The following is an 11,829-nucleotide window of genomic DNA, read 5'->3' as shown; positions in this document are numbered from 1 at the left end:
GGGAGCTCTCATGACCACCATCCGCACCCCGCGCAGGCGCCTCGTCGGCGTCGCGGCGGCCGTCCTCGCCGTAGCCGCGGCGGGCACCGCCACCGCGACCTACGCCGACCGGGACGCCGACGCCGCCGAAGCGGCCGCCTGCGACGGCGTCCTCTTCGACGACTTCGCCTACGACTCCTCCGCCGACCCCGACATCGCCGCCCGCGGCTGGACCGTCCGCACCAACGCCGGAGGCCCCGGCGTCCCCGGCGCCGCCTGGCCCGCGAGCAACGTCTCGTTCCCCACAGTGGACGGCGCGAAGTCCCTGCAACTGCGCGCCGCCACCGACGGCACCGGCGGCGGCACCAGCCACGCCGAACTCCTCCACCAGCAGAAGTTCTTCGAGGGCACCTACGCCGCCCGCGTCAAGTTCGCCGACGCCCCCGTCAGCGGCACCGACGGCGACCACCTCGTCGAGACGTTCTTCACCATCACCCCGCTCGACGCGCCCATGGACCCCGACTACGGCGAGATCGACTTCGAGTACCTCCCCAACGGCGGCTGGGGCGAGACCGGCAACATCCTCTACGAGACCACCTGGGAGACTTACCAGGCCGACCCCTGGATCGCCGACAACATCAACAACAACCAGCGCCAGAGCTACGCGGGCTGGCACGACCTCGTGTTCACCGTCGCCGACGGCCACGTCAAGTACTACGTGGACGGCGCGCTCGTCGCCGACCACTCCGGGAAGTACTACCCGGAGACCCCCATGTCCATCAACTTCAACCTCTGGTTCATCGACACCGCCGCCCACGCGGGCGGCACCAGCGTCTACAACCAGCAGGTCGACTACGTCATGCACACCGCGGGCGAGGTCCTCACCCCCGCCCAGGTGAACACCCGCGTCGCCGGGTACCGCGCCGACGGCGTCGACCACACCGACACCGTGGGCACCGGCGGCGGCGAATGCCCCACCACCCCGCCCACCACGGAAGAACCCACCGACCCGACCGACCCGCCGACCGGCGCCGACTGCGGCACCGCCCCCGACTGGTCCTTCGCCTCCGTCTACACCGCGGGCAACACCGTCGTCCACGAGCGCAGCGCGAACGGCGACCCGAACGGCCCGAAGTCCGGCGACGGCGAGCACCTGTGGCGCGCCAACTGGTGGACCCAGGGCTCCGAGCCGGGCTGGACGCCGCAATGGACCGACCTGGGTCCATGCTGATCCCATGAGCAAGCTGGTACTCGGCCTCGACGTCGGCGGGACCTCCTCCCGCGCGGTCACGACCACCCTCGACGGCACGGTCGTCGGCCGGGGCGCCGCCGGCGGGGGCAACCCGCTGGCCGTCCCGCCCGACCTCGCCGCCGCAGAGGTCGCCCGCGCCCTCGCCGACGCCCTGGCCGGTACCGACCCCCGCCGCATCGCGGCCGCCGTCCTCGGCCTCGCCGGCGTCAGCGGCTTCGACCGGCCCGACACCTCGGCGGCGTTCCAGCGCGTCTGGAACGCCGCCGGGCTCCGATGCCCGGTCGCGGCGGTCGGCGACGCCCAGGTCGCCTTCGCCTCGGGCACGGACGAACCGCTCGGCACGGTCCTCATCGCCGGAACCGGCTCGGCCGCGGCCCGCATCGACGCCGACCGCATCACCCGCGTCGGCGACGGCCTCGGCTGGCTCCTCGGCGACAAGGGATCAGGCTTCTGGATCGGCCGCCGCGCCGCCGCCGACACGGCGGCGCACCTCCAGGCTGGCCGCCCGCCGACCCTGCTGACGGAACTGGTGGTCCGGGCCGTCCTCGGCGACGATGCCGATGAAACCAGAACGGCCGGAACGAGTCCGGACCGAGCCGCGGGCGGGCCTCCGCCCGCCTCCGATGCGTTCGTGATCGCCGTCCACCAGCGCCCGCCCCGCAGTCTCGACCGGTTGGCGCCGCTCGTCACCGAGGCCGCGCTGGCGGGGGACGAGGGCGCCGCGGCGATCCTCGATGAGGCCGCCGCGCACCTCGCCGCGGCCGTCGCGAACGTGCGCGACCCCGGCGAGACGACGCCGATCGTGTTGTCCGGCAGCGTGCTCCGCGGCAGCGCCCCCGTCCGCGACGGCGTCCGGACACGGCTCGCCGCCGCCTGGCCCGGCGCGCCGGTCACCCAGGCCGGACCGGCCGAGCTCGGGGCCGCGAAGCTCGCCGCCCTGTCGCTTCAGCGGCCCTCGACGAGCCCGTTCTCATAGGCCCACACCACGGTCTGCACCCGGTCCCGCGCACCGATCTTCGTCATGGCCCGGCCCAGGTGCGATTTCACGGTGCTCGTCTCCACGAACAGTTCCTGCGCGATCTCCGCGTTCGACATCCCGCGGGCGAGGAGCAGCACGATCTCCAACTCCCGGGCCGTGAGCACCTCGGCCGCAGGCGAAACCCCGGGACGCCGCCGCCGCTGCGCGAACTCCGTGATGACCCGGTGCGTGACCGCGTGGTCCACGAGGCCCTTGCCCTCGGCGAGTTTCCGCACCGCGTCGATCAGGTCCTCCGGTTCGCAGTCCTTGAGGATGAACCCGCTCGCGCCCGCTTCGAGCGCTCCGAACACGTACTCGTCGGGATTGAACGTGGTCACCACCAGCACCGCCGGGCGGTCCCCGTCCCGCGCCGCCACGATCTCCCGCGTGGCCGAGAGGCCGTCGCCGCCGGGCATGCGCACGTCCATGCAGACGACGTCGGGCGCGAACTGGGCCGCGGCGACCACCGCGGACGGGCCGTTCGACGCCTCGCCGACCACCTCGATGTCCCCGGCGTCCTCCAGGATCACCCGGTACCCGGCGCGGACCACCGCCTGGTCGTCGACGAGCAGCACCTTGATCATCGCTTCCCCTCCTTCGCGAACGCCTCGTCCTGCCGCTCCCGGTCGGCCTCGCGGACCGGCAGCCGCAGCCGCACGCTCCAGCCGCCGTCCGCGTCCGGGCCCGCCGCGAACTCGGCGCCGACGAGGTCGGCGCGCTCGCGCATCCCGACCAGGCCGCTCCCGCCGTGCCCGGTCGCCGCGACCGCGCGCCGCGCACTCCCGTTGGCGGCCAGAAGCTCCACTGCACTTTCGCTGTACGCGAGGCGCAGCCGCACCGGCGCTCCCGGCGCGTGCTGGCGGGCGTTCGTCAACGCCTGCTGGGCGACCCGGTAGAACGAGATGTCCGCGATCGGCGGCAGCACGAGCGGCTCGCCCTCGCGCGCGAACGCGACGTCGTCGCCGAGGCGCCGCGACTCCTCCACCAGCGCATCCAGGGCCGAGAGGCCCGGGACGGGCGCGTCGCCGTCGCCGGCGTCGCCCCGCTCGCGCAGGAGGCCCACGACCTGCCGCAGGTTCGCGAGGGTCTCCTTGCCCTGCGAGCGGATCCACGCGGCGCCGTCCTTCGCGGCGGCCGGGTCGCGGTCGATGAGCCGCTCGATCGCGGCGGCCTGGACGACCATGCCCGAGAGGTGGTGCGCGGCCACGTCGTGGAGCTCCCGGGCGATGCGGGTCCGCTCGGCGCGGACCGACGCCTCGGCGCGTTCCCTTGCGGCCCTGAGCATCTGCTCGGCCCGCTCCCGCGCCATGGCCCGGTTGCGGCGCCGGGCCGCCACGTACGCGCCGACGAAAGCGGCCGCCGCGTACAGCAGCGCGCTCGACCCGAGCTGGTTGAGGACGGTGACCGCCGCGCCCGGCTCGCCCCACGTGGCGGCCGCCGAAGCGCCGGTCTCCAGGACCACCGCGGTCGCGGCGGCGGTGAACGTGAACCGCGCCGACGCGAGCGTCCCCAGCGTGTACGCCGCGATGGCCGGACCGAAGCCCTGGGCCATGATCTGCGGCGCGATCGCGATGATGCCGAGCTGCACGGCCACGATGAGCGCCAGGCACAGGCCCGGCCGCACCCGCCGCAGGCACAGCAGCAGCCCCTGTGCCGCCGCGAGCGCGCCCATGGTCCACACCTCGGCGGTGGTGACCTGGAGCGACGCCTCGGCGGGGCCGATGCGCGCCAGGATCGTGTACAGCCCCAGCGTGGTCGCGGCGACGGCCACGGCGAGGACGGCGTCCCTGGTGAACGGCCGGGCGGCCCCGATCCGGGAGAGCGCCTTGTCGAGGCGCTCTCCCGGGGTGAGGGCGGCCGCCGGAGCGGGCGCGGACATGCTTCCTCCGTCAGTAGGAGATGTTCGGCGACAGGAGCTGGAACTCGATCGCGAAGTCGGCGACCGCGCCGAGGGCCAGCAGCGTGACCACCGTACCGGTCACGGCCCGCCACCCGGCCCGGCGCCGGATCTCGCCGACGAGCCGCACCGCGGCCGGGATCAGGCCAAGCGCCCCGATGAGCTGGAGGACCTGCACGGCCCGGATGAGCGCGGCGGGCGGGTCCTGAAGGCCCAAGGCGAGCATGAAGACCACGGCCCATCCGGCGACGGCGAGCAGCGAGACCGCGGCGGCGACCCGCACGAGCACCCGCCAGCGCCGCCCTTCGGGACCGGGGCCGGGACGGTGCCGCAGCCTCCGGTACAGCGCCCCGGCGGGCCAGGCGAGGAGTCCGATGAGGAGCGCCGGGATGGCGGCGACGGTGAACGGCAGCGACAGCTGGCGTTCGAGGTCCATGGGCAGCATGGTGAACGCGGCGTCGTGGACGATACCGGCGACCTTGCCGTCTTCGATGCGGACGGCGAGGGTGCGCTCGCCGCCGACCTCGCGCCACAGGTCCGGGCCGACCTGCTCGTAGACGGCGGGTTCGAGCGTGCCCGGGTCGGCCTCGAACGCGATGCGGCCGTCGTCCGTCGCGGTGATCTCGGTCGTGCTGAACAGGTCGAGGGCGCTCAGGAACGTGCTGTGGAAGCCGCGCGAGGAGTAGTAGGTCCCCGCGAGGAGCTCGGCGTTCGAGCCGTCCACTGCCGTGGCCTCGGTCCCGCCGGGGAAGTACCGGTCGGCGAAGTCGCGCATGAGGTCGCTGCGCAGGCCGATCGTGGCGGTCCCGTCGGTGCCGGTGCTGTTGAAGGACACGTAGATCCCGGCGCCGTCCTCGGGGTAGAGGTTCAGGTGGGAGTGGAAGAAGTTGGTGTCGCCGCCGTGGCCGACCACGCGGTGCCCGTTCTGGTCCTCCTGGAACCAGCCGAGGGTCATACGGGGAGCCTCTGCGAACGCGCCGAGGCTGTCGGATTCGAGTGCGGGGGAGAACATCTGCTCCCGCGTCTCCTCACCGAGCAGCTGCGTGCCGACGCCGAGCTGCGAGAGCATGAACGTCGCCATGTCGTCGGCCGTGGCCGAGAGCGCCCCGGCGGGCGGGGTGCCGACGTACTCGAACGGCTGGGCCGGCCCGCTGGAGTCGTTGTACCCCTCCGAGACGCGGTCGGCGAGGTCGGCGGGGAGCGGCTGGCGGAACGAGGACGAGTCCATCCCGAGCGGCTGGAGGAGGTTCGCGTCGACGTAGTCCTCGAACGGCACGCCGCTCACGCGCTCCACGATGTACCCGGCGAGGGAGTTCCCGTAGTTGGAGTACGAGGGGGTCGTGCCGGGCCGGAACACCTGCTCGGGCGGGTCGGTCGCGAGGGCCGCGCGCAGGTCGACCTCCTCGCCGTCGAGGCCGATGAGCCCGGCGACGCGCTCCTCGAACCCGGCGGTGTGGCTGAGCAGGTGCCGCAGGGTGAGGTCCTCGGGGTAGTTCCGGTCTATCTCGAAGTCGAGGTACGCGGCGACGTCGGTGTCGAGGTCGAGCTCCCCCTGCTCGACGAGCTGCATGACGGCGGTCGCGGTGAACACCTTCGAGATCGAGCCGGGCCGGAACAGCGTCCCGGCCGGGTCCACGGGCGTCCCGGGCGCGGCGTCCCCGAACCCGCGGGTCGTGAACACCTCCCCGTCGCCGACGACGGCGACGCTGGCGCCCGCGATCCCCTCGGCTTCGAGCATGCCGGGCAGGGTCTCGTCGAGCCAGGCGTCCACGTTCGCGGCGGTGAACTCCTCCGGCGCGTCGGGGGTGTGCGGTTCGGGCACCGCGGGCGCGGCGCTCCCGCAGGCGGTCGCGAGCACCGCGACCGCGGCTAGGGCCGCGGCGGCGGCGAGGTGTCGGGCGGTCATGTCGTCTCCATCGGGTGCGTGGTCTCGGTCTGACCACGCCATCCTGTCCGGAAAGGGACCTTCCCGACTTCTCGCGCGAGTCGGAAATCGGGTTACGACCTTTGGGGGAGGCGGCCCGGAACGCGAAGGGGCGCCGCCGGACCGGCGGCGCCCCTTCCGTCCTAGCGGTCCATCAGCGCGAAGACGCCCCAGCCAAGGTATTCGCGCTGGTAACGGGCGTGGTTGACGGGTGCCGTGTCGAGCTCGGCGCGCATCTCCGCGTACAGCTCGTCGTCGGGGTTGGCGTCGAGCCACTGGCGGACGTTGAGCCACTGGGCCGCCACGTAGCGGTCCCAGCTGTCCTGGTCGGCGAGGACCATCTCGACGACGTCGCAGCCGAGGCCGTTGAAGTGCTCCAGCAGCTCCGGGAGGGCGAACAGGTCCTCCTTCGCCGACATGTGGCAGCCTTCGACGGCGGCCTGGTCGGGCGGGTCGAGCCGCCAGTACGGCTCGCCGATGAGCATGAGCCCGCCGGGGGCGAGGCTGCGGCGCAGCAGCTCGACCGTCCCGGCGGGGCCGTCGCCGATCCAGGTCGCGCCGATGCACGAGGCGATGCCGACCGGTTCGGCCGCAACGTGTCCGGCGGCGTCGCCGTGGACGAACGACACCCGCTCGGCCACGCCGAGTTCGGCGGCGCGCTCGCGGGCGGCCGCGATGAAGACCGTGCTGATGTCGACGCCGGTGCCCGTGGTGCCGTGGTCGCGCGCCCAGGTGGACAGCATCTCGCCCTTGCCGCAGGCGAGGTCGAGCATGGCCGTGCCCGGCGCGGGGCGCACCGCCCGGCCGAGGGCCGCCAGTTTCTCCGGCGTGAACGGGTTGATCAGCCGGTGGCTGCTCTCGCGGATGGTGAAGCTACGTGGGAGGTCCATCGTGGTCGGTCGTCCTTTCCTTGGAGGCGGTATGAGCGTAGTGGTCGAGGATCTCCCTCGCCAGCTCCTTCACGCGGGCCACCGCCTCCGGCGGGCCGGTGACCGTGGCCGTCGCGCCGAACGCCAAGAGCTGGCGCACGTCCTCCAGGACGCGGCACCGCAGCACCGCCGACCGCCACCCGTCCGGCTCGGCCTCCCCGATCGACAGGCGCGAGCCGAGGATGCGCCGCGCCCGCTCCACCTGGTACTCCTGCATCCGAAGGCGCACTTCGAGGTCCCCGGCCCCCTCCCACCCCGACGTCAGCTCCGCGGCGACCGCGGCGAGCCCCGCGCCCTCGCGCAGCCGCCTCGCCGTGCGCAGCGGCTCCCACTCGGCGACGCGCTGGAGGTTGAGCAGCCGCGGCCGCCCCTCCTCGTCCGCGACGAGGTACCAGCGGCCCCCTTTCGCCAAGAGCCCGTACGGGTCCACCGTGCGCCACCGGGCCGCCTCCCGCTCGCGTTCGTACCGGACCCGCAGCCGCACCCCGCGGCGCAGGTCCCCGATGAGCGCCCCGGGGGAGGTGCCCGCGGGCTCGGGCCCGAACCACGGCCGGTTGTCGCTGACGACGAGGTCGCCGACCGCGATCAGGTCGCCCGGCCCCCGCGCGCCGGTGACCTTGCGCAGGGCCCGTCCGCTCACCTGCTCGACGCCGAGGCGCCGCCGCTGGTCCCCGTCGAGTCCCGTGAGCGCCAGATGCTCCCGCTCGCCCGGTGTCAGCCGCCCCGAGTCCAGCCCGCCGCCCGGGAGCATCGAGACCCCGCCGTACTTGCCGCGGCGCATGAGGACCGGGAAGCCCGCGTCCCGCAGCCAGTGCAGGTCCCGCATCACCGTCCGGTCCGACACGCCGGTCTCGGCCGCGAGCGCCGCCACCGTGGTCTCCGGGCGCGTCCGCAGGGCCAGGAGCAGGGAGAAGAACCTGTCAGGAGTCACGGCACCGATTCTCCCAGAGAACCTGACAGATCCCGTCAGGTTCTCCGCCTACGGTGGCGGTCCCGACGGAAAGGAGGGCATCATGCCCGCACCGAACATCTTCATCGTCTACGTCGCCGACGCCCCGGCCGCCGCCCGCTTCTACGGCGACCTCTTCGACATCAAACCGGTCTTCGAGACCCCGGGCTACATCTCCTTCGAGCTCGCCCCGGACAACCCCGGAGGCGGCATCAGCCTCTCGCTGTGGAGCCGCTCCAACGTCGACTTCGCCGCGAACCCGGTGCGCACCAGTGAACTCTGCATCGCCGTACCGGGCGGACGGGACGCGGCCGCCGCGGTCGACGCGCTCCACGAGGAGTGGAAGGCCAAGGGCGTCACCATTCTCAGCGCCCCGCACGACGAGGTCTTCGGCCGCACCTTCGTGGCCGCCGACCCTGACGGCAACCTGATCCGGGTCGCACCCGTCGATTAGCGAAACGCGGGCGGCGGCCCCGGGTCGCCGCCCGCTCCCGTCCGATCACCCTGCGTACCAGCCCGAACGCTGTCGTACCCGGTTCCTACACTGGCGCCCGTGACCGAATCCGAGAACCCCGCGCTCCCCGACGAGGACCGCCTCGACTTCCCCGCCTCCTGGAACCGCTTCGTCAAGCCCCGCAGAGGCAACGGCAAACCCAAGAAGCTGAAGGCCGACCTCGGGGCGAGCCGCGCGCACCTCGCCGACATCGACCCCGTCGTCCGCGGGTACCTCGACCTGGAGGCCAACTCCCGCCACCGGGACGCGGCCCTCGCGTTCCTCGACGGGAAGCCCGACCTCCCCGGCGCGGCCGCGGTCCTCGGCCTCACCCGGCTCTCGGCCCACTCCACCCCGGTGCTCGACCGCCACCGCTTCGAGGCGACCGCCGCCGACCACGGTCTGCCGTTCGCCGCCGCCGCGCTCGCCGAGTTCCTCACCTTCGACATCGCCACCGACGGCCGCGACGGCTGCCCCGCCCTCACCGCGACGACCTTCCAGACCCACCGGATCGCCCGCGCCGCCAACACGACCGAGTTCACCGCGATCCGCTCCCATCTCGCCGCGCTCCCCGACGCCGAATACGCCGGCGTCGTCGCCGCGCTGGCGCCGCTGCGGACCGACCCGCTGCACCGCTTCGCCGCCAGCCTCCTCGTCCCCGCCGAGACCGCCTGGCTCGACGAGGTGTGCGCCGAGCACCGCGCCCTGAACCCGAACGCGAGCGCCACGTTCTACCTCCTCCAGATCGTGACCACCCCGGCGCAGCTCGACGACCTCGACCCGACCAGCATCCGCGCCAGCTGGGTCGACACCGCCGAGACCGCCGACCTCCTCGACCGCCTCGGCGCCGCCGCCCTCCCCGTCCTCGAAAACCAGCTCGGCGCCTACCTCGACACCAACGAGCGCAAGACCCTCTTCCGGTGCTTCTCACTGATCCCCACCGACGCCGCGCTCGACCTCCTCCTCGACCGCCTCGACGACCCCACCGCGATGGGATACGCCCTGGAGGCGGCCGTCCGCTTCCCGCAGCGCACCCTCCGCGCCGTCGCCGCCCGCCTCCCCGGCGCCGACACCGCGATCCGCAAGCGCCTCATCGCGCTCCTCTACGGCGACCCCGTGCTCCTCGGCCCCGCCCTCGCCGCCCAGGACGACGACGTGCGCGCCGCGATCGGGGCCGCCACCGCCGACACGACCCGCCTCCCCGCCGCCTCCCTCGACGAACTCCCGGCCCTGCTCACCGCCCCGCCCTGGTCCAAGGCCACCGAGACCGGCCCGCCCGTCATCCTCAAAGGACTCACCCCGCCCCCGGTCAACCGGGTCGACTGGGCCCCAGGAGAACGCGAGCAGCACCTCGACATCCAGATCGGCGTGCGCTACAACGACCGCGACCGCGACTGGGCCGACGAGGCCGCCCAGTTCGCCGAGGCCGGCGCCCACCACCAGACCCGCATCCTCGCCCTGGCCCCCGCCGACCTCGTCGACGCCGCCGAATGGGACCCCGCCCCCGGCTACACCGACCCGAACGTCATGCGCCGCATCCTCGCCAACCACGGCGACGCCGTCGCCGCCCAGATCGCCCTCCTCGCCGGATCGGACGCGTCCCTGCGCGAGATCCTCCTGCCCGTCGTCAACCTCGCCGCCGCCCGCCTCGCCGCCGACGCCCTCGTCCGCCTGAAGACCATGCGGCCCTTCGCGTTCGCCTGGCTCGACCGGCACGGCCCCGACGCCGCCCTGCTCCTCGTCCCCGACGCGCTCGACAAACCCAAGAAGCCCCGCGCCGCCGCCGAGGCCGCCCTCCGCTACCTCGCCGCCTCCGGCCGGGCCCAAGCGGTCCGCGACGCCGCCGCCCACTACGGGCCCGAAGCCGCCGCCGCGATCGCGCCCCTCGCCGACGCCGACCCGCTCCTGCCCGCCGGCGTCCCCGTCCCGAACCCCGGCCCGTGGGTCTCTCCGCCCGCGCTCCCGCAGCTCCTCCTCCCCGGACGCGAACGCGCCCTTCCCGACTCGGTGGCCCGCACCGCCGCGATCGTCCTCGGCCTCGGCTCGCCCGAGTACGACTACCCGGGCATCGCGGTCCTCGCCGAGACCTGCGACCGCGCGTCCCTCACCCGCTTCTCCACCGCCCTGTTCGAGCAGTGGCTCACCGCGGGCGCCCCCTGGGACGACTCCTGGGCCCTCACCCAGCTCCTCCACTTCGGCGACGAGGGCACCGTCCACGCGCTCGCGCCGCTCATCGGGCGCTGGCCGGGGGAGAACCAGCACCACCGCGCCGTCAAGGGCCTCCAGGTCCTCGGCGGGCTCGGCACCGAGACGGCCCTGCGCGCCATCCAGGGCATCGGCGAGAAGGCCAGGTTCGCGGCCATCAAGGAGGAGGCCCGCGCGCAGATCGCCGCCATCGCGGCCGCGCTCGGCCTGACCTCCGAGCAGCTCGCCGACCGGCTCGTGCCCGACTACGGGCTCCGCGACGCCGACGCGCTCGTCCTCGACTACGGGCCGCGCCGCTTCAAGGTCGGCTTCGACGAGCAGCTCAAGCCCTTCGTCACCGACGAGGACGGCAAGCCGCGCAAGTCCCTCCCGAAGCCCGGCGCGAAGGACGACGAAGTCCTCGCCGACGCCGCCTACAAGCGGTTCGCGAACCTCCGCAAGGAGCTCCGCACCGTCGCCGCCGACCAGGTCAAGCGCCTCGAACGCGCCATGGTCACCGGCCGCACCTGGACGCCCGCGGAGTTCGACGAGTACTTCGTGCGCCACCCGCTCACCTGGCACCTCACCCGCCGCCTGGTGTGGACCGCCGACGACGGCACCGGGCCGGTCGCGTTCCGCCTCGCGGAGGACCGCAGCCGCACCGACGCGAACGAGGACGCCATCGACATCGCGGACGGCGCGGTCGTCCGGCTCGCGCACGCCGCGGACCTCGGCGACGGCGCCGCGTGGGCCGAGATCTTCGCCGACTACGAGATCGTGCAGCCCTTCGAGCAGATCGGCCGCCCCGTCGCTTATCTCACCGACGAGGAGCTGGCGACCGGCCGCCTCGCCCGCTTCGAGGGCGCGGAGGTCAGCGTCGGCGCGCTCCTCGGCCTCACGAAGAAGGGCTGGGTCCGCTCCGCGCCGCTCGACGCCGGGATCGAGCACGGCCTGTGGTGCGAGCTGCCCGGCACCGGCTACCTCGTGATCGCGCTCGACCCGGGCCTCTACGCCGGGGACGTGAACGTCCATGAGCGCCAGACGCTCCGCGAGGTCGTCCTCTCCACGCACGACCTCAGCGGCTGGCGGAGCCCCCAGCCCGCCACGGGCCTGGAGAACGTCAACCCCGTGGCCGCCTCCGAGGCCCTCACCGCGCTCACCCGCGTGGTCGAACCGGGCGCCTGACACGCGAAAGGGCCGGGCC

9 protein-coding genes are annotated in these 11,829 nt (G+C 73.9%); 4 read left to right on the top strand and 5 right to left on the bottom strand.

The window, feature by feature from the left end:
* Positions 1–10: 10 nt before the first annotated feature.
* Positions 11–1,210: a family 16 glycosylhydrolase gene (locus tag AB0A65_RS13780; RefSeq protein WP_359951047.1), complete on the top strand. Its 1,200-nt coding sequence runs from the start codon at positions 11–13 to the stop codon at positions 1,208–1,210.
* A 4-nt stretch (positions 1,211–1,214) separates the two neighbouring features.
* On the top strand, positions 1,215–2,207 hold the full coding sequence (locus AB0A65_RS13775) for a BadF/BadG/BcrA/BcrD ATPase family protein (RefSeq protein ID WP_359951045.1): 993 nt from the start codon (positions 1,215–1,217) through the stop codon (positions 2,205–2,207).
* Here AB0A65_RS13775 and AB0A65_RS13770 read toward each other — a convergent pair.
* The 5 genes from AB0A65_RS13770 to AB0A65_RS13750 all read right to left on the bottom strand — a co-directional run bounded on the left by AB0A65_RS13770 (position 2,177) and on the right by AB0A65_RS13750 (position 7,930).
* Complete coding sequence (locus AB0A65_RS13770; protein WP_359951043.1) at positions 2,177–2,833, bottom strand: response regulator transcription factor; 657 nt, start codon at positions 2,831–2,833, stop codon at positions 2,177–2,179. The two genes, AB0A65_RS13775 and AB0A65_RS13770, sit on opposite strands and share 31 nt — an antisense overlap.
* Positions 2,830–4,128: a histidine kinase gene (locus AB0A65_RS13765; RefSeq protein ID WP_359951041.1), complete on the bottom strand. Its 1,299-nt coding sequence runs from the start codon at positions 4,126–4,128 to the stop codon at positions 2,830–2,832. Before AB0A65_RS13765 ends, AB0A65_RS13770 begins: the two co-directional genes overlap by 4 nt.
* Before the next feature lie 10 nt (positions 4,129–4,138).
* Entirely contained in the window at positions 4,139–6,052 is a 1,914-nt protein-coding gene (locus tag AB0A65_RS13760; RefSeq protein WP_359951039.1) for a serine hydrolase domain-containing protein, read from the bottom strand.
* A gap of 161 nt (positions 6,053–6,213) precedes the next feature.
* Positions 6,214–6,960 carry a class I SAM-dependent methyltransferase gene (locus tag AB0A65_RS13755; RefSeq protein WP_359951037.1) on the bottom strand — a complete coding sequence of 249 codons (747 nt, stop codon included), beginning with the start codon at positions 6,958–6,960 and terminating at the stop codon, positions 6,214–6,216.
* On the bottom strand, positions 6,944–7,930 hold the full coding sequence (locus tag AB0A65_RS13750; protein ID WP_359951035.1) for a WYL domain-containing protein: 987 nt from the start codon (positions 7,928–7,930) through the stop codon (positions 6,944–6,946). Before AB0A65_RS13750 ends, AB0A65_RS13755 begins: the two co-directional genes overlap by 17 nt.
* Before the next feature lie 82 nt (positions 7,931–8,012).
* On the opposite strand from AB0A65_RS13750, the gene AB0A65_RS13745 reads away from it, so the two are divergent.
* Entirely contained in the window at positions 8,013–8,402 is a 390-nt protein-coding gene (locus AB0A65_RS13745) for a VOC family protein (RefSeq protein WP_359951033.1), read from the top strand.
* 99 nt (positions 8,403–8,501) lie between these two features.
* Positions 8,502–11,810, top strand: a complete 3,309-nt coding sequence (locus AB0A65_RS13740; protein ID WP_359951031.1) for a DUF4132 domain-containing protein — start codon at positions 8,502–8,504, stop codon at positions 11,808–11,810.
* The last annotated feature ends 19 nt before the right edge of the window (positions 11,811–11,829 follow it).

Origin of the sequence: Glycomyces sp. NPDC047010, from assembly GCF_040644205.1 — a bacterium.
Lineage (GTDB): Bacteria > Actinomycetota > Actinomycetes > Mycobacteriales > Micromonosporaceae > Glycomyces.
Note: the sequence above shows the minus strand (reverse complement) of the source record. Positions and strands in the feature narration are given on the sequence as shown.

Excerpts from the sequence above, each read along its gene's own strand:
- AB0A65_RS13780 (WP_359951047.1), top strand. The coding sequence starts at position 11 with ATGACCACCATCCGCACCCCGCGCAGGCGCCTCGTCGGCGTCGCGGCG.
- AB0A65_RS13775 (WP_359951045.1), top strand. The coding sequence starts at position 1,215 with ATGAGCAAGCTGGTACTCGGCCTCGACGTCGGCGGGACCTCCTCCCGC.
- AB0A65_RS13770 (WP_359951043.1), bottom strand. The coding sequence starts at position 2,833 with ATGATCAAGGTGCTGCTCGTCGACGACCAGGCGGTGGTCCGCGCCGGG.
- AB0A65_RS13765 (WP_359951041.1), bottom strand. The coding sequence starts at position 4,128 with ATGTCCGCGCCCGCTCCGGCGGCCGCCCTCACCCCGGGAGAGCGCCTC.
- AB0A65_RS13760 (WP_359951039.1), bottom strand. The coding sequence starts at position 6,052 with ATGACCGCCCGACACCTCGCCGCCGCCGCGGCCCTAGCCGCGGTCGCG.
- AB0A65_RS13755 (WP_359951037.1), bottom strand. The coding sequence starts at position 6,960 with ATGGACCTCCCACGTAGCTTCACCATCCGCGAGAGCAGCCACCGGCTG.
- AB0A65_RS13745 (WP_359951033.1), top strand. The coding sequence starts at position 8,013 with ATGCCCGCACCGAACATCTTCATCGTCTACGTCGCCGACGCCCCGGCC.